Origin of the sequence: Pseudomonas sp. UV AK001 (assembly GCF_046097675.1) — a bacterium.
GTDB lineage: Bacteria > Pseudomonadota > Gammaproteobacteria > Pseudomonadales > Pseudomonadaceae > Aquipseudomonas > Aquipseudomonas kribbensis.
The window spans coordinates 77,120-96,865 of sequence record NZ_JBJUVZ010000008.1 but is presented as its reverse complement, the minus strand read 5'-3'; the positions used below and the strand labels follow the sequence as shown (position 1 = coordinate 96,865).

21 protein-coding genes are annotated in these 19,746 nt (G+C 61.7%); 15 read left to right on the top strand and 6 right to left on the bottom strand.

What is annotated here, in order from left to right; translation table 11 throughout:
- Positions 1-82 precede the first annotated feature (82 nt).
- The 12 genes from ccoN (at position 83) to hemN (ending at position 11,226) form a co-directional block, all read left to right on the top strand.
- A complete protein-coding gene (ccoN, locus tag ACKLNA_RS21165) occupies positions 83-1,525 on the top strand; it encodes a cytochrome-c oxidase, cbb3-type subunit I (protein ID WP_085711942.1) in 1,443 nt (480 codons plus the stop codon).
- Positions 1,525-2,133, top strand: a complete 609-nt coding sequence (gene ccoO / locus ACKLNA_RS21160) for a cytochrome-c oxidase, cbb3-type subunit II (protein ID WP_007905434.1) — start codon at positions 1,525-1,527, stop codon at positions 2,131-2,133. Before ccoN ends, ccoO begins: the two co-directional genes overlap by 1 nt.
- A 5-nt stretch (positions 2,134-2,138) precedes the next feature.
- Positions 2,139-2,324, top strand: a complete 186-nt coding sequence (locus tag ACKLNA_RS21155) for a CcoQ/FixQ family Cbb3-type cytochrome c oxidase assembly chaperone (RefSeq protein WP_003175465.1) — start codon at positions 2,139-2,141, stop codon at positions 2,322-2,324.
- Positions 2,321-3,304 (top strand): cytochrome-c oxidase, cbb3-type subunit III, encoded by a 984-nt coding sequence (gene ccoP / locus ACKLNA_RS21150; RefSeq protein WP_085711941.1) that lies wholly within the window; start codon positions 2,321-2,323, stop codon positions 3,302-3,304. The genes ACKLNA_RS21155 and ccoP overlap by 4 nt, the downstream gene beginning before the upstream one ends.
- 171 nt (positions 3,305-3,475) lie before the next feature.
- Positions 3,476-3,730, top strand: a complete 255-nt coding sequence (locus ACKLNA_RS21145) for a type II toxin-antitoxin system Phd/YefM family antitoxin (RefSeq protein WP_039770179.1) — start codon at positions 3,476-3,478, stop codon at positions 3,728-3,730.
- Complete coding sequence (locus ACKLNA_RS21140) at positions 3,731-4,159, top strand: type II toxin-antitoxin system VapC family toxin (protein ID WP_408986978.1); 429 nt, start codon at positions 3,731-3,733, stop codon at positions 4,157-4,159. It begins immediately after the preceding gene.
- A gap of 258 nt (positions 4,160-4,417) precedes the next feature.
- A complete protein-coding gene (gene ccoG, locus ACKLNA_RS21135) occupies positions 4,418-5,833 on the top strand; it encodes a cytochrome c oxidase accessory protein CcoG (protein WP_119426411.1) in 1,416 nt (471 codons plus the stop codon).
- An 11-nt stretch (positions 5,834-5,844) separates the two neighbouring features.
- Positions 5,845-6,384, top strand: a complete 540-nt coding sequence (locus tag ACKLNA_RS21130) for a FixH family protein (RefSeq protein WP_248744239.1) — start codon at positions 5,845-5,847, stop codon at positions 6,382-6,384.
- A gap of 12 nt (positions 6,385-6,396) precedes the next feature.
- Positions 6,397-8,847, top strand: a complete 2,451-nt coding sequence (locus ACKLNA_RS21125) for a heavy metal translocating P-type ATPase (RefSeq protein WP_408986977.1) — start codon at positions 6,397-6,399, stop codon at positions 8,845-8,847.
- 22 nt (positions 8,848-8,869) lie between these two features.
- Positions 8,870-9,082, top strand: coding sequence for a cbb3-type cytochrome oxidase assembly protein CcoS (gene ccoS, locus ACKLNA_RS21120; RefSeq protein WP_408986976.1), 213 nt, complete (start codon positions 8,870-8,872; stop codon positions 9,080-9,082).
- Positions 9,075-9,758, top strand: a complete 684-nt coding sequence (locus ACKLNA_RS21115; RefSeq protein ID WP_085711936.1) for a sulfite exporter TauE/SafE family protein — start codon at positions 9,075-9,077, stop codon at positions 9,756-9,758. Before ccoS ends, ACKLNA_RS21115 begins: the two co-directional genes overlap by 8 nt.
- An 85-nt stretch (positions 9,759-9,843) precedes the next feature.
- Positions 9,844-11,226, top strand: a complete 1,383-nt coding sequence (gene hemN / locus ACKLNA_RS21110; RefSeq protein ID WP_408986975.1) for an oxygen-independent coproporphyrinogen III oxidase — start codon at positions 9,844-9,846, stop codon at positions 11,224-11,226.
- On the opposite strand, the gene ACKLNA_RS21105 is transcribed toward hemN, so the two are convergent.
- The gene (locus tag ACKLNA_RS21105) at positions 11,223-11,705 is read right to left on the bottom strand and encodes a hypothetical protein (protein WP_119426416.1); all 483 of its coding nucleotides are present in this window, start codon (positions 11,703-11,705) and stop codon (positions 11,223-11,225) included. The genes hemN and ACKLNA_RS21105 overlap by 4 nt on opposite strands.
- Before the next feature lie 155 nt (positions 11,706-11,860).
- Between ACKLNA_RS21105 and fnr the strand changes: the two genes are divergently transcribed.
- Complete coding sequence (gene fnr / locus ACKLNA_RS21100; RefSeq protein WP_007951654.1) at positions 11,861-12,595, top strand: fumarate/nitrate reduction transcriptional regulator Fnr; 735 nt, start codon at positions 11,861-11,863, stop codon at positions 12,593-12,595.
- A 78-nt stretch (positions 12,596-12,673) separates the two neighbouring features.
- Entirely contained in the window at positions 12,674-13,222 is a 549-nt protein-coding gene (locus ACKLNA_RS21095) for an adenine phosphoribosyltransferase (protein ID WP_003223345.1), read from the top strand.
- Positions 13,223-13,280: 58 nt separating this feature from the next.
- On the opposite strand, the gene ACKLNA_RS21090 is transcribed toward ACKLNA_RS21095, so the two are convergent.
- The 5 genes from ACKLNA_RS21090 to dnaX form a co-directional block, all read right to left on the bottom strand.
- The gene (locus ACKLNA_RS21090; RefSeq protein WP_408986974.1) at positions 13,281-14,429 is read right to left on the bottom strand and encodes an acyl-CoA dehydrogenase family protein; all 1,149 of its coding nucleotides are present in this window, start codon (positions 14,427-14,429) and stop codon (positions 13,281-13,283) included.
- Positions 14,430-14,500: 71 nt separating this feature from the next.
- Positions 14,501-15,103, bottom strand: coding sequence for a recombination mediator RecR (gene recR / locus ACKLNA_RS21085; protein WP_064378769.1), 603 nt, complete (start codon positions 15,101-15,103; stop codon positions 14,501-14,503).
- A gap of 66 nt (positions 15,104-15,169) precedes the next feature.
- A complete protein-coding gene (locus ACKLNA_RS21080) occupies positions 15,170-16,204 on the bottom strand; it encodes an NADP-dependent oxidoreductase (RefSeq protein WP_408986973.1) in 1,035 nt (344 codons plus the stop codon).
- Between the two features lie 148 nt (positions 16,205-16,352).
- Complete coding sequence (locus tag ACKLNA_RS21075) at positions 16,353-16,691, bottom strand: YbaB/EbfC family nucleoid-associated protein (RefSeq protein ID WP_007951650.1); 339 nt, start codon at positions 16,689-16,691, stop codon at positions 16,353-16,355.
- 67 nt (positions 16,692-16,758) lie between these two features.
- Positions 16,759-18,849: a DNA polymerase III subunit gamma/tau gene (gene dnaX / locus ACKLNA_RS21070; RefSeq protein WP_408986972.1), complete on the bottom strand. Its 2,091-nt coding sequence runs from the start codon at positions 18,847-18,849 to the stop codon at positions 16,759-16,761.
- A gap of 145 nt (positions 18,850-18,994) precedes the next feature.
- Here dnaX and ACKLNA_RS21065 point away from each other — a divergent pair, with 145 nt between their 5' ends.
- The gene (locus ACKLNA_RS21065) at positions 18,995-19,744 is read left to right on the top strand and encodes a substrate-binding periplasmic protein (RefSeq protein ID WP_408986971.1); all 750 of its coding nucleotides are present in this window, start codon (positions 18,995-18,997) and stop codon (positions 19,742-19,744) included.
- Positions 19,745-19,746: the final 2 nt, after the last annotated feature.

Here is a 19,746-nt window from a genome sequence, read left to right as displayed (position 1 = left end):
CGCGTTGCATTGACCCCCTGCTTTCTACATACTTGCGGCCGATTTTAATCCTAATAAAACACCCAAACCGTGGAACCTTAGAATGAGCACAGCAATCAGTCCGACTGCTTATAACTATAAGGTAGTCCGCCAGTTCGCCATCATGACGGTGGTCTGGGGGATCCTTGGCATGGGGCTCGGTGTCTTCATTGCCTCGCAACTGGTCTGGCCGGAGTTGAACTTCGGTCTGCCGTGGACGAGCTTTGGACGCCTGCGCCCGTTGCACACAAACCTGGTGATTTTCGCCTTCGGTGGTTGTGCACTGTTTGCCACTTCCTACTATGTCGTGCAGCGAACCTGCCAGACGCGACTGATTTCCGACAGCCTCGCGGCCTTCACCTTCTGGGGATGGCAAGCCGTCATCGTCGGCGCGATCATTACCTTGCCGCTGGGTTACACCACCACCAAGGAATACGCGGAACTGGAATGGCCCCTCGCCATTTTGCTGGCCATTGTCTGGGTCACCTACGGTCTGGTGTTCTTCGGCACCATCACCAAGCGCAAGACCAAACACATCTACGTCGGTAACTGGTTCTACGGCGCGTTCATCGTCGTGACCGCGATGCTGCACATCGTCAACCACGCCTCGCTGCCGGTCAGTTTCTTCAAGTCCTACTCGGCCTACGCCGGTGCGACCGACGCAATGATCCAGTGGTGGTACGGCCACAACGCCGTGGGTTTCTTCCTGACCACCGGCTTCCTGGGGATGATGTACTACTTCGTGCCGAAACAGGCCGAACGTCCGATCTATTCCTATCGCCTGTCGATCGTGCACTTCTGGGCACTGATCACCCTGTACATCTGGGCCGGCCCGCACCACCTGCACTACACCGCACTGCCGGACTGGGCCCAATCGCTGGGCATGGCGATGTCGATCATCCTGCTGGCACCAAGCTGGGGCGGCATGATCAACGGCATGATGACCCTGTCGGGCGCCTGGCATAAGCTGCGCACCGACCCGATCCTGCGCTTCCTCGTGGTTTCGCTGGCGTTCTACGGCATGTCGACCTTCGAAGGTCCGATGATGGCGATCAAGACCGTCAACTCGCTCTCGCACTACACCGACTGGACCATCGGCCACGTACACGCCGGCGCTCTGGGCTGGGTGGCAATGATCTCGATCGGCGCGATCTACCACATGATCCCGAAACTGTTCGGCCGTGCGCAGATGCACAGCGTGGGTCTGATCAACGCGCACTTCTGGCTAGCGACCATCGGTACCGTGCTGTACATCGCTTCGATGTGGGTCAACGGCATCACTCAAGGCCTGATGTGGCGTGCAATCAACGACGACGGCACCCTCACCTACTCGTTCGTCGAAGCGCTGCAGGCCAGCCACCCTGGCTACATCGTGCGTGCCCTGGGCGGTGCGTTCTTCGCCAGCGGCATGTTCCTGATGGCCTACAACGTGTGGCGCACCGTTCGCGCCTCGGACCCGGCTGAAGCTGAAGCCGCCGCCAAGATCGCCGTAGTTGGAGCTCACTGATGAAGCATGAAGCTGTCGAGAAGAATATTGGCCTGCTGGCCTTCTTCATGGTCATCGCCGTCAGCGTCGGTGGCCTGACCCAAATCGTTCCGCTGTTCTTCCAGGACGTCACCAACAAGCCGGTCGAAGGCATGAAGCCGCGCACCGCCCTTGAACTGGAAGGCCGCGACGTTTACATCGCCAACGGCTGTGTCGGCTGCCACTCGCAGATGATCCGTCCGTTCCGTGCCGAAACCGAGCGCTACGGCCACTACTCGGTCGCCGGTGAAAGCGTCTGGGATCACCCGTTCCTGTGGGGTTCCAAGCGTACCGGTCCGGACCTGGCCCGTGTCGGCGGTCGTTACTCCGATGACTGGCAACGTGCGCACTTGTACAACCCGCGCAACGTCGTGCCTGAGTCGAAAATGCCGGCTTACCCGTTCCTCGTGGAAAACAAGCTCGACGGCAAAGACACAGCCAAGAAAATGGAAGTGTTGCGCACGCTCGGCGTCCCTTACACCGACGAAGACATTGCCGGTGCAAAAGACGCTGTGAAGGGTAAAACCGAAATGGACGCGCTGGTGGCCTATCTGCAAGGCCTGGGCACCATCATCAAAAGCAAACGGTGATCTAGATGGATATCGGGATGATTCGAGGCCTGGGCACCGTTGTCGTGATGGTTGCCTTCATCGGCCTGGCGTTGTGGGTGTTCAGCCCCAAGCGCAAGTCGGAGTTTGAAGACGCGACCTTGCTGCCCTTCGCGGATGATCCCGAAGCCATCAAGCACGTCGAGCAAGCTTCTAGGAGTAACAAAGAATGACTACATTCTGGAGTCTGTACGTCACAGTCCTCAGTCTCGGTACGATCTTTTCCCTGACCTGGCTGTTGCTGTCGACCCGCAAGGGCCAGCGCACCGAGCAGACCGACGAGACGGTCGGCCACTCCTTCGACGGGATCGAGGAGTACGACAACCCGCTGCCGAAATGGTGGTTCATGCTGTTCGTGGGCACCATCGTGTTCGCCCTGGGTTATCTGGTGCTGTACCCGGGCCTGGGCAGCTGGAAAGGTCTGCTGCCGGGCTACAACTACCTCGATAACGAAAAGCAGACCCCGTTCGCCAACGGCCAGACCGGCTGGACCGGCGTTCACGAGTGGGAAAAGGAAATGGCTCGCTCGGACGCCAAGTTCGGTCCGATCTTCGCCAAGTTCGCTGCGATGCCGATCGAGGAAGTCGCGAAGGATCCGCAAGCCCTGAAAATGGGTGGCCGCCTGTTCGCCTCCAACTGCTCGGTCTGCCACGGCTCCGACGCCAAGGGCGCTTATGGCTTCCCCAACCTGACCGACGCCGACTGGCGCTGGGGCGGCGAGCCGGAAACCATCAAGACCACCATCATGGGCGGTCGTCACGCGGTGATGCCGGCCTGGGCGGAAGTGATCGGTGAGCAAGGCGTGGCCGACGTGGCGGCATTCGTGCTGACCAACCTCGATGGCCGCAAGCTGCCGGAAGGCACCAAGGCAGATCCGGCCAACGGCCAGAAACTGTTCGCTGCCAACTGCGTGGCGTGCCACGGTCCGGAAGGCAAAGGCACCCCGGCAATGGGCGCCCCGAACCTGACCCACCCGGCCGCGTTCATCTACGGTTCGAGCTTCGCGCAACTGCAGCAGACCATCCGTTACGGCCGTCAGGGCCAGATGCCTGCTCAGGAACAACTGCAAGGCAACGACAAGGTTCACCTGCTGGCGGCTTATGTTTACAGCCTGTCCCACGGTGAAAAAGCACCGGAAGCCGAGGCTCAGTAAGGCCGACGCTTGAAGCAAAAAAAGGCCCCGCCAGTGAGAATTGGCGGGGCCTTTTTGTTTCTGACCTTTGAATGGCCGACCAGCGGTCAGGCTCGTCTGGCCTTCCCGGTTGTGAGACGCCAGAAGCGGTAGTAACGTTGCTACATGCATTCTTCAGGAGAGGTCGCAATGATGGCCATCACCACCATTTCCAGCCGTGAATTCAATCAGGACACAAGCAGTGCCAAAAAAGCCGCCCGCAATGGGCCGGTGATCATCACTGATCGTGGCAAGCCCGCCCACGTACTGCTAAGCATTGAGGAGTACGAAAAACTCACCGGCCTCAACGCGAGCATTGTCGATCTGCTGGTCATGCCTGAAGCGGCAGACATCGAGTTCGAAACCGAGCGTGCCGTGATCACTCACCGCCCCGTGGATCTGTCCTGAATGTACTTGCTCGACACCAATGTGATTTCCGAACTGCGCAAACCCCAGGCCGACAAAAACGTTGTCGCCTGGGCCAGAACAGTCATTGCCCCCCGCATGTTTATCTCAGCCATTACCTTGAAGGAACTGGAGACCGGCGTCCTTCGCATGGAGCGTCGCGACCCGGCTCAAGGCAAGGTTCTGCGTACCTGGCTCAAGCGTCATGTGATGCCAGCCTTCGATGCGAGAATCCTGCCGGTCGATGCTGCTGTGGCCCTGCGCTGCGCCCGTCTCCATGTACCGGATCAGGCCAATGAAAGCGATGCGCTGATTGCTGCAACGGCGTTGGTTCATGGGCTGACGGTGGTCACCCGCAATATCGGCGACTTTGAATCCAGTGGCGTTGCATTGATCAATCCGTGGGACAGCAGAAATGCCGATACCTTTTGATTTCGTCTCAACGTCGGCCAGGAATGCGGGACCAGCGAACGACGCCGCTCGCAAACCCGTCCATACTTAGCAAGTCAATTGATCTGCATCATGCTTTGTTACATTCGCTACACCATTCAGGTTTTTTCCCCAACGCGACCAAAGGTCGCACCCGTTCGTCGGCATCACAGGCGTATCATTGCGCCACTGCAACACCCTTTCTGACCCCGGCCGGCACGTATCGACCGAGGCATTTTTCCACTGCCGTGGGATGCAATGATGAGTAATCAGATTCCGGTACACGACGTCACGCCCCCCAACAAGAACGCGAACAACAGCGTCGACCTTTACGCCTCTCGAGAAAAAATCTACACCCGTGCCTTCACCGGCCTGTTCCGCAATCTGCGGATGATGGGCGGCACGGCGCTGTTCCTGCTGTATTTCGGTACGGTGTGGTTGAACTGGGGCGGCCATCAGGCCGTGTGGTGGAACCTGCCGGAACGCAAGTTCTTCATCTTTGGCGCCACCTTCTGGCCCCAGGATTTCATCCTGCTTTCGGGCCTGCTGATCATCGCCGCGTTCGGCCTGTTCTTCATCACGGTGTACGCCGGGCGGGTCTGGTGTGGCTACACCTGTCCGCAAAGCGTGTGGACGTGGATTTTCATGTGGTGCGAGAAGGTCACCGAAGGCGACCGCAACCAGCGCATCAAGCTGGACAAGGCGCCGATGAGCGCGAACAAGTTCCTGCGCAAGTTTGCCAAGCACGCCATGTGGCTGCTGATCGGCTTCGTCACCGGTATGACCTTCGTCGGCTACTTCTCGCCGATCCGCGAGCTGGTGTTCGACTTCTTCACAGGCCAGGCCGATGGATGGTCGTATTTCTGGGTCGGCTTCTTCACCCTCGCCACCTACGGCAACGCCGGCTGGCTGCGTGAGCAGGTGTGCATCTACATGTGTCCGTATGCGCGCTTCCAGAGCGTGATGTTCGACAAGGACACGCTGATCGTTTCCTATGATCCGCGTCGCGGCGAAAGCCGTGGCCCGCGCAAGAAAGGTGTCGACTACAAGGCCCAGGGCCTGGGCGACTGCATCGACTGCACCATGTGCGTTCAGGTCTGCCCGACCGGCATCGACATCCGCGACGGCCTGCAGATCGAGTGCATCGGCTGCGCCGCGTGCATCGATGCCTGCGACAGCATCATGGACAAGATGGACTACCCACGCGGGCTGATCAGCTACACCACCGAACACAACCTGTCCGGGCAGAAAACCCATAAACTGCGTCCGCGCCTGATCGGTTATGCCGTGGTGCTGCTGGCGATGATCAGCCTGTTGGTGACGGCCTTCTTCATGCGTTCGCTGGTGGGTTTCGACGTCAGCAAGGACCGCGTGCTGTACCGCGAGAACGCCGAAGGCCGGATCGAAAACGTCTACAGCCTGAAGATCATGAACAAGGATCAGCGCGACCACACCTACGTGCTGGAAGCCGCCGGTCTGCCGGATCTGCGCCTGCAAGGCAAACGTGAGATCAAGGTGCCGGCCGGGGAAATCTTCAGCATGCCGGTCGAGCTGTCGAGCGCCCCCGAACAACTGCCGTCGAGCACCAACGAGGTGAAATTCATCCTCAAGGATGCCGATGATGACAGCGTCCACGTAGAAGCCAAGAGCCGGTTCATCGGCCCACAAAATCGTTGAGAGAACTGAACATGCCCGCAGCAAACGCCGCAAGCCCCTGGTACAAGCATCTCTGGCCGTGGATCATCATCGGGATCCTCGCTTGCTCGGTGACCCTGACGCTGTCCATGGTGACCATCGCGGTGAACAACCCGGACAACCTGGTCAACGACAACTACTACGAGGCCGGCAAGGGCATCAACCGCTCGCTGGACCGTGAACTGCTGGCACAGACCCTGAAAATGCGCGCCAACGTTCACCTGGACGACGTAACCGGTGAAGTCGACCTGCGCCTGAGCGGCGACAGCCAGCCGAAAACCCTGGAACTTAACCTGATCTCGCCGACCCAGCCGGACAAGGATCGCAAGATTGTCCTGACCCGCAGTGAAACCGAGCAGGGGCGTTACATTGGCCAGGTGAACGACAAGGTCGAAGGCCGTCGTTTTGTCGAGTTGCTCGGTTCGCAGGGTGACCAGGTGTGGCGCATGTTCGAGGAAGAAGTGGTCAGCCATGACAAGGATCTGCTGCTCGGTGACGAACCGCTGCAAGGCGCGGAAGACCTGGACAAGTAAGCAACTCTCCTGATGACCATCCCACTCCCCTGCTACCACTGCGCCCTGCCCGTTCCGACGGGCAGCCGTTTCACCGCTGTCGTGCTCGGGGAGTCCCGCGAATTCTGCTGCCCGGGCTGTCAGGCAGTGGCCGAAGCCATCGTCGCCGGCGGGCTCGAAAGCTATTACCAACACCGCAGCGAAGCCTCGGCCAACCCCGAGGCGCTGCCGGTGCAACTGGTGGACGAACTGGCGCTTTACGACCGCGCCGACGTGCAGCAACCTTTCGTACGCCACGAAGGTGAACTGGCCGAAACCACGTTGTTGATGGAAGGCATCAGTTGCGCCGCGTGCGGCTGGCTCATCGAGAAACACCTGCGCACCCTGCCCGCCGTGGCCGAGGCGCGGCTGAACCTGTCCAACCATCGCCTGCATGTGCGCTGGGCCGACGCCCAACTGCCGCTGAGCCAGATCCTCGGCGAACTGCGCCACATCGGCTACGCCGCGCACCCGTATCAGGCCGACCGCGCCAGCGAACAACTGGCCAGCGAAAACCGCCTCGCCTTGCGCCAACTCGGCGTCGCCGGACTGCTGTGGTTCCAGGCGATGATGGCGACCATGGCGACATGGCCGGAATTCAACATTGACCTCAGCCCCGAGCTGCACACCATCCTGCGCTGGGTCGCGCTGTTCCTGACCACGCCGATTGTGTTCTACAGCTGCGCGCCGTTTTTCAAAGGCGCCATGCGTGATCTACGCACCCGTCATCTGACCATGGACGTTTCGGTGTCGCTGGCAATCGGTGCGGCGTATGTCGCCGGGATCTGGACCTCGATCACCGGGGTCGGCGAGCTGTATTTCGACGCCGTCGGGATGTTCGCCCTGTTCCTGCTCGCCGGCCGTTATCTGGAACGCCGCGCCCGGGAACGCACCGCCGCCGCCACCGCGCAACTGGTCAATCTGCTGCCGGCCTCGTGCCTGCGCCTCGACGATGCCGGCCAAAGTGAACGCATCCTGCTCAGCGAACTGCGTCTTGGCGACCGGGTGCTGGTTCAACCGGGTTCTGTGCTGCCGGCGGACGGCAAGATCCTCGACGGCCAGTCGAGTATCGATGAATCGCTGCTGACCGGCGAATACCTGCCGCAACCGCGCGCACTGGGCGATGCCGTCACCGCCGGCACGCTGAATGTGGAAGGTGCGCTGACCGTTGAAGTGCAGGCGCTGGGTCAGGACACACGGCTGTCGGCCATCGTACGTTTGCTGGATCGCGCCCAAGCGGAAAAACCACGACTGGCAGAAATCGCCGACCGCGCCGCGCAATGGTTCCTGCTGCTGTCGCTGATCGCGGCGGCCGCCATCGGCCTGCTGTGGTGGGAGCTGGATTCTTCGCGAGCGTTCTGGATCGTTCTCGCGATGCTGGTGGCGACCTGCCCGTGCGCGCTGTCACTGGCAACGCCGACCGCCCTCACCGCCGCCACCGGCACTTTGCACAAACTCGGACTGCTGCTGACCCGTGGCCATGTGCTGGAAGGCCTGAACCAGATCGACACGGTGATTTTCGACAAGACCGGCACCCTTACCGAAGGCCGACTGGTGCTGCGCTCGATCCGCCCGCTCGGCGCCCTCGGCAGCGATCAGTGCCTAAGTCTGGCAGCCGCGCTGGAAAACCGTTCGGAACACCCGATTGCCCGGGCCTTTGGCCGGGCGCCGCTGGCCGCCGAAGAGGTTCACAGCACGCCGGGGCTGGGGCTTGAAGGACTGGTCGGCGAACAACGTTTGCGTATTGGTCAGGCGGAATTTGTCTGTGATCTCAGCGGCGCGCCTGTGCCGAAGATGCCCGAAGAGCCGGGCCAATGGTTGTTGCTCGGCGATAGCAATGGACCGCTGGCCTGGTTCGCCCTCGACGACCGTCTGCGCGACGACGCCCCGGCCCTGCTCGCCGCGTGCAAGGCCCGCGGCTGGCACACGCTGCTGCTGTCGGGTGACAGTTCACCGATGGTTGCCAGTGTCGCCGCCGAACTCGGCATCGACGAGGCCCGTGGCGGTCTGCGGCCGGACGACAAGTTGCAAGTGCTGCAACAACTGCACAAGGCCGGCCGCAAGGTGTTGATGCTCGGCGACGGGGTCAATGACGTACCGGTATTGGCCGCTGCGGACATCAGCGTGGCCATGGGTTCGGCCACGGATCTGGCGAAAACCAGTGCCGATGCGGTGCTGCTGTCCAACCGGCTCGACGCGCTGGTGCAAGCCTTCTCGCTGGCCCGCCGCACGCGTCGGGTGATCATCGAGAACCTGTTGTGGGCCGCGCTGTACAATGGCCTCATGTTGCCGTTCGCCGCCCTCGGCTGGATCACTCCGGTATGGGCCGCCGTCGGCATGTCGATCAGTTCGCTGACCGTGGTGCTCAACGCCCTGCGCCTGACTCGCCTGCCGAGTGCGCCGGCCGTCAACGCCTCGTCAGAAACCCGCCCGCTGCCGGCCTGAGCCGCGCGGGCATGGAGTACAGATGCCAGCTCTCTACGTGATGATTCCGGCCGCGCTGCTGATCGTGGCCATCGCCGTCTACATCTTCTTCTGGGCGGTGGACAGCGGCCAGTACGACGACCTCGACGGCCCGGCCCACAGCATCCTGTTCGACGACCTGGACCCGAAGCACACCGCCGCCGTGGACGAAGCCAACCCGACAAAACCGGACGACAAGGCGCCGCCCCATGCTTGAACTGGCGCCACTGCTGGTGTCTGCGCTGATTCTCGGCCTGCTCGGCGGCGGGCATTGCCTGGGCATGTGCGGCGGTTTGATGGGCGCGCTGACCCTGGCGATTCCCAAGGAACAACGCAGCCGACGCTTTCGACTGCTGCTGGCGTACAACCTCGGGCGGATTCTCAGCTATGCCACGGCCGGATTGCTGATCGGACTGGCGGGATGGGCAGTGGCCAACAGTCCGGCGGCGTTGTTCATGCGCGTGCTCGCCGGGTTGCTGCTGATCGCCATGGGCTTGTACCTCGCCGGATGGTGGAGCGGCCTGACCCGCATTGAAAGCCTCGGTCGAGGACTGTGGCGCTACATTCAACCGGTCGCCAACCGCTTGCTGCCGGTGTCGAGCCTGCCCCGGGCCCTGCTGCTCGGCGCGCTGTGGGGCTGGCTGCCGTGCGGGCTGGTTTACAGCACACTGCTGTGGTCGGCCAGTCAGGGCAATGCGTTCGACAGCGCATTGCTGATGCTCGCCTTCGGGCTCGGCACCTGGCCGGTATTGCTGGCCACCGGCCTCGCCGCCGAGCGGGTCACCGCGTTGTTGCGCAAACGCAGCGTGCGCATGGCCGGCGGTCTGCTGGTGATCCTGTTCGGCATCTGGACCCTGCCGGGGCCGCACCAGCACTGGCTGATGGGCCACTGACCCAGGCTTGATGCAAATCAAGATGCCCCGCCGTGCCCTCCCCTAGACTCGCTCACACTGCCAGCCTATCCGGGGGAATGCCCGCATGCTCGACGCCATTCGTTGGGACACCGATTTGATCCGCCGCTACGACCTGGCGGGGCCGCGCTACACCTCGTACCCGACGGCCGTGCAATTCAACAGTCAGGTCGGCACTTTCGACCTGTTCCACGCCCTGCGCGACAGCCGCAAAGCCCTGCGCCCGCTGTCGCTGTACGTGCATGTGCCGTTCTGCGCGAACATCTGCTACTACTGCGCCTGCAACAAGGTCATCACCAAGGATCGCGGCCGGGCCCTGCCATACCTGCAACGGCTCGAACAGGAAATCCAGTTGATCGCCTGCCACCTCGACCCGGCGCAGAAAGTCGAACAACTGCACTTCGGCGGCGGTACCCCGACTTTTCTCAGCCACGACGAATTGCGGCAACTGATGGCCCACCTGCGCAAGCATTTCAATCTGCTGAATGACGACTCAGGCGATTACGGCATCGAAATCGATCCGCGCGAAGCCGACTGGTCGACCATGGGCCTGCTGCGGGAACTGGGCTTCAACCGGGTCAGCATCGGCCTGCAGGATCTCGACCCGGCGGTGCAACGCGCAGTCAATCGCCTGCAAAGCCTGGAAGAAACCCGTGCAGTGATCGACGCGGCGCGCACCCTGCAATTTCGCTCGATCAACATCGATTTGATCTACGGCCTGCCCAAGCAGACCCCGGACAATTTCGCCCGCACCGTCGAGGAAGTCATCAGCCTGCAACCGGACCGGCTCTCGGTGTTCAACTACGCGCACCTGCCGGAACGCTTCATGCCGCAGCGGCGGATCAACGGCAATGAATTGCCGAGCCCGACGCAAAAGCTGGAAATGCTGCAACGCACCATCGAACAACTGACCGCCGCCGGCTATCGCTACATCGGCATGGACCACTTCGCCCTGCCCGACGATGAACTGGCGATTGCCCAGGAAGAATCGACCCTGCAACGCAACTTCCAGGGCTACACCACCCACGGTCATTGCGACCTGATCGGTCTGGGCGTGTCGGCCATCAGCCAGATTGGCGATCTTTACTGCCAGAACAGCAGCGACCTCAATCACTACCAGAACACCCTGGCCGGCGCGCAACTGGCCACCAGCCGTGGTCTGGTGTGCAACGCTGACGACCGCTTGCGTCGCGCGGTGATCCAGCAACTGATCTGCAACTTCAGCCTGGATTTCGCCGAGATCGAGCGCACGTTCAACATCGATTTTCAGGGCTACTTCGGCGCGCTCTGGCCGCAGTTGCAAGGCATGGCAAAGGACGGCTTGATCGAACTGGATCGCGAACGAATCAACGTGCTGCCTGCCGGGCGCCTGCTGGTGCGCTCGGTGTGCATGGTGTTCGACGCGTACCTGGAACAGCAGAACCGCCAGCGTTTCTCGCGGGTGATCTAGCTCTTCATCAGCAAGGTATTGGTTTTCAGGTTCTGGTCCGCGGTCAGGCCCGATTGGTCGATGACCTTGGCCAGGGACAGGTTGGCGGTAATCAGACCGTTGTTGAGGGCGGAAATGGCGCCTTTGAGGGCTGCGATTTTGGCGAACCGCTCTTCGTTGGAGAGGGTCTTGTTAGCCATCAGCGCGTTGATCTGGGCGTTCTTTTCGGCGATCTGCTGGCGCAACTTGCGAATCATCTTCAGCAGTTGCTGGACGTTTTCCGGCAAGCCGCTTTCATCGATATCGCTGTTTTTCCCGCCGACACCGGCGGATTTTGCTATGGCGGCACCGGACAGCGACACTTTGACGCCCTCGACCAAGGTCGGGGTTCCCAACGATGCCGCGTCTGTGCCGGACTCATCGTCAACGGAGGTTTCTGCACTTTCCAGCAACGACGCAACGCCACTGTTACCGGGGGTCAGCGTGCCAATAGCAGTCATCGAAGCGGTTCCTTGCATGCCGTCAGATACCTGTTTATCGGCCGCCATCCCTGCGGCTTTATGCCGTTGGGGCAATCTCGCCATAGACTGGCCTGAATGTCCTCCCCTGGGTTACCCTTACGCCTTATGTGTGTTTTCCCACAAGGATTTAAGAAATGTCCGAGCCAGTTAAACTGCGCGCTCATAACCAGGCTAATTGCAAGGATTGCAGCCTGGCCCCTCTCTGCCTGCCACTTTCGCTGAATCTGGAAGACATGGATGCGCTGGACGAAATCGTTAAACGTGGCCGCCCGTTGAAAAAGGGCGAGTTCCTGTTCCGCCAGGGCGACACCTTCGATTCCGTTTATGCAGTACGCTCCGGCGCCCTGAAGACCTTCAGCCTGAGCGATACCGGCGAAGAACAACTGACCGGTTTCCACCTGCCGAGCGAACTGGTCGGCCTGTCTGGCATGGACACCGAGAAACACCCGGTTTCCGCCCAGGCCCTGGAAACCACTTCGGTTTGCGAGATTCCGTTCGAACGCCTCGACGAACTGGCCCTGCAATTGCCGCAGCTGCGCCGTCAGTTGATGCGCGTGATGAGCCGGGAAATCCGCGACGACCAGCAAATGATGTTGCTGCTGTCGAAGAAAACCGCCGACGAGCGCATCGCTACGTTCCTGGTCAACCTGTCGGCGCGTTTCCGCGCTCGCGGCTTCTCGGCCAACCAGTTCCGCTTGAGCATGTCGCGCAATGAAATCGGCAACTACCTGGGGCTGGCGGTGGAAACCGTGTCCCGGGTCTTCACCCGCTTCCAGCAGAACGAACTGATCGCCGCCGAGGGCAAGGAAATCCATATCCTCGACCCGATCCAGCTCTGCGCCCTGGCTGGCGGCTCACTCGAAGTCTGATCTCGACCCGCGGCCGAGCGTATCGTTTCAGCCGCGGGTATACTGCGCCGTTTGCAGCCCTGCCAGGACACCTCGACGATGGTCTTCGACTCCTTCGACATCAAATCCCTGATCCGCCCTGTGATCGATTTCCCGAAACCGGGCGTGATCTTTCGCGACATCACCCCGCTGTTCCAGTCGCCCAAGGCCCTGCGCCTGGTGATGGACAGCTTCGCCCACCGCTATGTGGAAGCCGACTTCACCCACATCGGCGCGATGGATGCACGCGGTTTCCTGATCGGTTCGGTACTGGCCTATCAACTGAACAAGCCGCTGGTGCTGTTCCGCAAGCAAGGCAAACTGCCGGCGGACGTGCTGGCTGAAGGCTACGCGACCGAGTACGGCGAAGCGTTCCTCGAAGTGCACGCCGACAGCTTGTGCGAAGGCGATTCGGTGGTGATGTTCGATGACCTGATCGCCACCGGTGGCACGCTGATCGCGGCGGCCAACCTGATCCGCCGCATGGGCGCCCGGGTTCATGAAGCGGCGGCGATCATCGATTTGCCGGAACTGGGTGGTTCGCAGCGTCTTGAGGACATGGGGATTCCGACGTTCTGCCTGACGCAGTTTGCGCTGACTGACAAGTAAGCAACACCGCGACTCCGATCGTTCCCACGCTCTGCGTGGGAACGATCAACTGCAAAATCTAAAACCCCATCTGTTTGCTGATGATCTCGTTCATCACTTCCCGCGTCCCGCCGCCAATCGACAGGATGCGGTTATCCCGGTACAGCCGCTCCACCAGGCTTTCGCGCATGTAACCCAGCCCGCCGAGAATCTGCACCGCTTCGGTGGTGATGCGGTCCGAGGTGTCCGTGGCAAAGTTCTTGGCCATGGAGATTTCCTTGATCACGCTCTGCCCCGCCGCCATCTTCGCCGCCTGCCGGTAGGTGAACTCCCGCGAGACTTCCAGTGCCGTGGCCATTTCCGCGAGGCGATGTTTGATCACCTGGAACTTGCCGATGGGTTTGCCGAACGCCTGACGCTCCCGCGCCCACTTCAGGCTCTCTTCCAGCGCCAGTTGCGCGGTCATGTTGGCCATAAGCGCCAGGGCCAGACGCTCGCTCTGGAAGTTGCCCATGATGCAGGCGAACCCCATGTTCTCCGCGCCGATCAGGTTTCCCACAGGCACCCGGCAATCGTCGAAGAACAATTCAGCCGTGTCCGACGCCCACCAGCCCATTTTCTTCAGTTGTCGGCCGACGGTAAAACCCGGCGTGCTCTTCTCGATCAGCAGCAGGCTGATGCCGCCAAAACCGGGCGCGCCAGTACGCACCGCGACGGTGTAGTAATCCGCGCGTACGCCACTGGTGATGAAGGTTTTGCTGCCGCTGACCCGATAGTGATCGCCATCTCGTACGGCGCGGGTCTGCAGGTTGGCGACGTCGGAGCCACCGCCCGGCTCGGTCACCGCAAGCGCGCTGATTTTCTCGCCGCTGAGCACTTGGGGTACAACGCGGTCACGCACTTCGGGGCGGGCCCATTTGACGACTGGCGGCAAGCCGATATCCAGAGAACCAAGCCCGGCCACCAGCCCGCCAGAGCCGCAACGCATGAGTTCTTCGCTGGCGGCGATCTTGGCGAACAGATCACCTTCGTGACTGCCGCCCAGCGCTTCGGGATAACCGATGCCGAGGATGCCGGCCGCACCGGCCTTTAGGTACAGCTCACGGGGGAAGCTTTCGGCTTCTTCCCACGCATCGATGTCCGGCAGGATCTCGCGTTCGACGAAACGTCTGACGCTGTCGCGGATCATTTGGTGGCTGGGGTCGAAGTATTCCTGGAAGGCGGGCATCGGCGAACTCCATGGAAGGGTTCGCCGAACTTAACCGAGCGCTTGCTTGGTTTTCAACAGGATTGTGTGGCTCAGAGAGAAATCGGCTTGCGCCCGGCAAACGAGTGCGCCAGCGTGCCGCCGTCCACCAGCTCCAGTTCGCCACCCAACGGCACGCCGTGAGCGATACGTGAGGCGATCAGGCCTTTGTTCTGCAGCAACTGGGCGATGTAATGCGCGGTCGCTTCACCTTCCACGGTCGGGTTGGTGGCAAGGATGACTTCGGTGAAGGTGCCCGCCTCTTCGATCCGCGCCATCAGTTGCGGAATGCCGATGGCCTCCGGGCCGAGCCCGTCCAGCGGCGACAGGTGCCCCTTGAGCACGAAGTAGCGACCACGGAATCCGGTCTGCTCGACCGCGTACACATCCATCGGCCCTTCCACCACGCACAACAACGTGTCGTCGCGACGGGTGTCGGCGCATTGAGGGCACAGGTCGTCTTCGGTCAGCGTGCGGCACTGGCGGCAGTGTCCGACCCCTTCCATGGCCTGGCTCAAGGCCTGGGCCAGGCGCGTACCGCCGCTGCGGTCACGTTCGAGCAACTGCAACGCCATACGCTGGGCAGTTTTCTGACCCACACCCGGCAGAATTCGCAGGGCGTCGATCAGTTGGCGAATCAAAGGGCTGAAGCTCATGGGGAAAAAGTCCGACAAAACAACGAGACGCGGTTTATACCCGCGCCCCCGGCCAGCGTCAAATCCTTAGTCCTGGGCAACCCGCACCACCAGTTTGCCGAAGTTGCGCCCCTCCAGCAGACCGATAAACGCCTGCGGCGCCTGCTCCAGGCCGTCGACCACGTCTTCGCGGAATTTAACCTTGCCCTCGCGCACCCACGGCACCATGGCGCTGATGAATTCCGGCTGACGGTCGCCGTAGTCGTCGAACACGATGAAGCCCTGAATGCGTACACGCTTGGTCAGCAAGGTGCGTTGCAGTGCAGGCAAGCGATCCGGGCCTTTTGGCGCTTCAGTGGCGTTGTAGCCGGCAATCAGGCCGCACAGCGGGATCCGCGCCTTGGGATTGAGCAATGGCACGACCGCATCAAAGACATGGCCGCCGACGTTTTCGTAATAGATGTCGATGCCTTTCGGGCAGGCCTTGGCCAGTTGTTCAGCAAAGTCCGGCGCCTTGTGATCGATGCAGGCGTCAAAGCCCAGCTCCTCAACCACGTATTTGCACTTCTCTGCCCCGCCGGCCACGCCGACGGCGCGCAAGCCTTTGATCTTCGCCACCTGTCCGACCACCGAACCCACTGCGCCGGAAGCCGCAGCGACAACCAGTGTTTCACCCGCCTTCGGCTGACCAATATCCATCAGCCCCATATAAGCGGTCATACCTGGCATACCCAGCACACCAAGGGCCATCGACGGGCTCGGCAGCCCCGAAGGGATCGGGATGATGTTGCGCCCGTCGCTGAGGCTATGGCTTTGCCAACCTGTGACACCGACCACCAGATCGCCGACCTGGAATTTCGGATGACGCGATTGCTCGACCCGGCTGACAGCCCCACCGGTCATCACTTCGCCGATTTGTACCGGCGCCGCGTAGGACGGCGCGTCGCTCATGCGTCCGCGCATGTAGGGATCGAGGGACAGGTAAAGGGTCTTGAGCAGCAACTGGCCGTCTTCAAGATCCGGCAGTGCCTCACGCTCCAGACGAAAGTTCTCGGGTGTCGGCGCGCCCACCGGCCGCGAGGCCAGCACGAAGCGTTGGTTGAGAGTCAGAGGGTCGGACATGTCAGCGTCTCCTGTGAATAGTGAATTCGGTGGTATAGGGAGCAGACCTTGGTGGCTTTTGCGCGTTCGATGTTTCGTCAGCCGGAAACAAAAATGCCAGGCGCGATGCCTGGCATTTTTTGTAGCTCATCCAACCCGCCAAGGCGAATCAGAACGGCAGTTTCATACCGGCCGGCAGGTTCATGCCAGCGGTCATGCTGCCCATTTTCGCCTGGCTGTTGGCTTCGATCTGACGCACGGCGGCGTTGACGGCAGCGGCCACCAGATCCTCGACCACTTCACGATCGTCTTCGTCCAGGCCCGGCAGCACGCTTGGATCGATGCTGACTTTTTTCACGTCATGACGGCCGGTCATCACCACGGTGACCAGATCGCCACCGGCCTTGCCGGTGACTTCTGCGTTGGCCAGCTCTTCCTGCATCTTGGCCATTTTTTCCTGCATCTGCTGTGCCTGCTTCATCAGGCCGGCCATGCCACCTTTCATCATGGTAATCACCTCAAAAGTACTTGGATCAATACAGCGCCCGGCGACTTGCGCCGAGCGCCTTCAGTTATTAGCCCTGACTGACCAGGGCGTCGACAGGTTCAATAGTATCGTGTCGCACGACCGCACCGAACTGCTGGACCATCTGCTGGATGAACGGATCGCCGTGGATCGACTCCTCCGCCTCGCGCTGACGGTTGGCACGGCGCCGGGATGCGGCCTGAGCCGGAGTTTCCTGCTCGGGCTTGATCAGTTCCATGCTCAGGTTCAGCGTACGGCCATGGTACTGGTTCAAGGCATCGTTCAGACGGCGCTGCTGAGTGGCGTTGAACAAGGCGCTGTGGGCCGGGTCCAGGTGCATCAGCCAGTTGTCGCCATCGACCGCGATCAGCGTGCAGTTGGCGGCGATGCTGCCGGTCATGCCGGAAATCGGCAGTTTCGGGAACAGTTCCAGCCATTGCAGGGCCAGGCCGGTGGCCGGCGCGGCGGCGGGTTCCGGCTCGGGTTCGGGGGCCGGTTCTGCGGCGTGTTCGCTGGCCAGATCATCGAGGTAACTGTAGGCCGAATCCATGTCCGGCTCGATGTAGTCCTCGTCCAGCGGCGGCTCGTCGTCCATGTCCATGCCTGGTGTGAAGGCATCGACTTCGGCCACGGACGGCTCGGGGATCGGCGCAGCGGCCCATTCAGGGGCATCCGGCACGACGCTGTCCGGGGTCGGCAGCGGCATTGGCGGCAGGTCCGGCTGCTCGGCGGTGGTCTCCAGCACCGGCTCTACCGCCGGCTGCTGTACAGGCGCCGGTTCTACCGGGTCATTCCACGGCAGATCGACGACTTCTTCGACAGCGACCGGTTCGGGCTCCGGCTCCGGCTCAGGCACGGGTTCAGGCGCAATCACCGGGGCAACCGGTGCAGGCTCGGGAACAGGCGCAGGTGCAGGTGCGACCACCGGAGCCGGCGCAACAGCCGCAGCAACTACCGGCGCAGGTTTCGGCGCGGCAGCCACTGAGTTTGCGGAATCAACTGTGGCCTGGCTGATCCCCACTGGCTTTAGCGGTTGCCTCGGGGCGTCCGCCGTGTCTGCCGGCCGGAAGGCCAGCATCCGCAGCAGGACCATTTCGAAACCGCCGCGCGGGTCCGGCGCCAGCGGCAAGTCGCGGCGGCCGATCAGGCCCATCTGGTAATAGAACTGCACGTCTTCGGCCGGCAGGGCCTGGGCCAGTGCCAGCACCCGGTCACGGTCGCCGTGGCCGTTGTCGACACCTTCCGGCAAGGCCTGGGCGATGGCGACGCGGTGCAGCACATTGAGAATTTCCGAAAGTACGCCGTTCCAGTCCGGGCCCTGTTCTGCCAGGTGGCGTACGGCTTCGAGCAATGCCTTGGCGTCACCTTCGATCAAGGAATGCAGCACGTCATAGACCTGGCCGTGGTCCAGCGTGCCGAGCATCGCCCGTACGTCGGTGGCCAGAACCTTGCCTTCACCGAAGGCGATGGCCTGGTCGGTCAGGCTCATGGCGTCGCGCATCGAACCGTCAGCCGCGCGGCCGAGCAGCCACAGGGCGTCGTCTTCGAACGGTACGTTTTCGGCGGTCAGGACGTGGGTCAGATGCTCGACCACACGCTCGGGCGTCATGTTCTTCAGGGAGAACTGCAGGCATCGCGACAAAATCGTTGCCGGAAGTTTCTGCGGGTCGGTGGTCGCCAGGATGAACTTGACGTAGGGCGGCGGCTCTTCGAGGGTTTTCAGCAGCGCATTGAAGGAATGGCTGGAGAGCATGTGCACTTCGTCGATCAGGTAGACCTTGAAGCGCCCGCGGCTCGGGGCGTACTGCACGTTGTCGAGCAGCTCGCGGGTGTCTTCGACCTTGGTCCGGCTCGCGGCGTCGATCTCGATCAGGTCGACGAATCGGCCTTCGTCGATCTCGCGGCACACCGAACACTCGCCGCAGGGGCTTGAAGTGATACCTGTTTCACAGTTCAGACATTTGGCGATGATCCGCGCAATCGTCGTCTTGCCGACGCCCCGCGTCCCCGTGAACAGGTAGGCGTGGTGCAGGCGCTGGCTGTCCAAGGCATTGATCAGAGCCTTGAGCACATGGGTCTGGCCGACCATTTCGCGGAACGAGCGCGGACGCCATTTACGTGCAAGAACCTGATAACTCATCGAAAACCGTCGCGGCAAAGGAAGCAGAAGCGGCTAATGCTAGCGGAGCAAGGACAAAATTGCATCCGGTGCGCTCTTCTATTCTGGCTAAGCTGCATGGGCGAGGGCTTTTGTCGGCTCAGGATCGGGAATTACCGGAGCGTTTATGCGGTGGGCCTTGGGGGCATTACTGGGAATCAGCCTGAACGCGATAGCCGCGCAACCGCCGCTGCGTTTTGCCATGGCCGACAGCTGGGCGATGCCGCTGGTGCAATACGAACGTGGCCGACCGACCCAGGGCATTCTTTACGACATGATGCTCAGCCTCGCGACCCAGGTGGGCGTGCCGGCGGAGTTTCACGTCCTGCCCCGCACCCGCGTGCAGAACGCAATGGAACACGGCGAAGTCGACGTGCGTTGTTACGCCGCACAATCCTGGCTGCCGAATCAGTCCGGCGATTACATCTGGAGCATTCCGCTTTTTTTCCAGCGCGACCTGCTGATCAGCCGCCAGGATCAACCCTCCAGCGTCGATCCGGCCCACCTGCCCCGCCAGTCGATCGGCACCGTGCTCGGCTACAGCTACCCCACCCTGCAACCACTGTTCGACGCCGACCGCTTGTGGCGCGAAGACGCGCGCAATCAGGAGCAGGTGCTGGACAAGCTGCTGGCCGGCCGTTATCGCTATGCCGTAAGTAATCAATGGACGCTGGACTGGTTCAACCAGCGCCTGCTGCCGGGACAGCAACTGCAAGGGATGTCGGTGTTGCAGGAGCAGCAGGTCGGTTGCTACGTGCGCAACGACCCGAAAGTGCCGGTGCAGCGGATATTGAGGACGCTGCTGCAGATGAAAATGTCGGGGGAGATTGATGACATTATCCGGTTGTATACCGGTGGTTCGGGCAGCGAACCTTGACC

Excerpts from the sequence above, each read along its gene's own strand:
- ccoN (WP_085711942.1), top strand. The coding sequence starts at position 83 with ATGAGCACAGCAATCAGTCCGACTGCTTATAACTATAAGGTAGTCCGC.
- ccoO (WP_007905434.1), top strand. The coding sequence starts at position 1,525 with ATGAAGCATGAAGCTGTCGAGAAGAATATTGGCCTGCTGGCCTTCTTC.
- ACKLNA_RS21155 (WP_003175465.1), top strand. The coding sequence starts at position 2,139 with ATGGATATCGGGATGATTCGAGGCCTGGGCACCGTTGTCGTGATGGTT.
- ccoP (WP_085711941.1), top strand. The coding sequence starts at position 2,321 with ATGACTACATTCTGGAGTCTGTACGTCACAGTCCTCAGTCTCGGTACG.
- ACKLNA_RS21145 (WP_039770179.1), top strand. The coding sequence starts at position 3,476 with ATGGCCATCACCACCATTTCCAGCCGTGAATTCAATCAGGACACAAGC.
- ACKLNA_RS21140 (WP_408986978.1), top strand. The coding sequence starts at position 3,731 with ATGTACTTGCTCGACACCAATGTGATTTCCGAACTGCGCAAACCCCAG.
- ccoG (WP_119426411.1), top strand. The coding sequence starts at position 4,418 with ATGAGTAATCAGATTCCGGTACACGACGTCACGCCCCCCAACAAGAAC.
- ACKLNA_RS21130 (WP_248744239.1), top strand. The coding sequence starts at position 5,845 with ATGCCCGCAGCAAACGCCGCAAGCCCCTGGTACAAGCATCTCTGGCCG.
- ACKLNA_RS21125 (WP_408986977.1), top strand. The coding sequence starts at position 6,397 with ATGACCATCCCACTCCCCTGCTACCACTGCGCCCTGCCCGTTCCGACG.
- ccoS (WP_408986976.1), top strand. The coding sequence starts at position 8,870 with ATGCCAGCTCTCTACGTGATGATTCCGGCCGCGCTGCTGATCGTGGCC.
- ACKLNA_RS21115 (WP_085711936.1), top strand. The coding sequence starts at position 9,075 with ATGCTTGAACTGGCGCCACTGCTGGTGTCTGCGCTGATTCTCGGCCTG.
- hemN (WP_408986975.1), top strand. The coding sequence starts at position 9,844 with ATGCTCGACGCCATTCGTTGGGACACCGATTTGATCCGCCGCTACGAC.
- ACKLNA_RS21105 (WP_119426416.1), bottom strand. The coding sequence starts at position 11,705 with ATGACTGCTATTGGCACGCTGACCCCCGGTAACAGTGGCGTTGCGTCG.
- fnr (WP_007951654.1), top strand. The coding sequence starts at position 11,861 with ATGTCCGAGCCAGTTAAACTGCGCGCTCATAACCAGGCTAATTGCAAG.
- ACKLNA_RS21095 (WP_003223345.1), top strand. The coding sequence starts at position 12,674 with ATGGTCTTCGACTCCTTCGACATCAAATCCCTGATCCGCCCTGTGATC.
- ACKLNA_RS21090 (WP_408986974.1), bottom strand. The coding sequence starts at position 14,429 with ATGCCCGCCTTCCAGGAATACTTCGACCCCAGCCACCAAATGATCCGC.
- recR (WP_064378769.1), bottom strand. The coding sequence starts at position 15,103 with ATGAGCTTCAGCCCTTTGATTCGCCAACTGATCGACGCCCTGCGAATT.
- ACKLNA_RS21080 (WP_408986973.1), bottom strand. The coding sequence starts at position 16,204 with ATGTCCGACCCTCTGACTCTCAACCAACGCTTCGTGCTGGCCTCGCGG.
- ACKLNA_RS21075 (WP_007951650.1), bottom strand. The coding sequence starts at position 16,691 with ATGATGAAAGGTGGCATGGCCGGCCTGATGAAGCAGGCACAGCAGATG.
- dnaX (WP_408986972.1), bottom strand. The coding sequence starts at position 18,849 with ATGAGTTATCAGGTTCTTGCACGTAAATGGCGTCCGCGCTCGTTCCGC.
- ACKLNA_RS21065 (WP_408986971.1), top strand. The coding sequence starts at position 18,995 with ATGCGGTGGGCCTTGGGGGCATTACTGGGAATCAGCCTGAACGCGATA.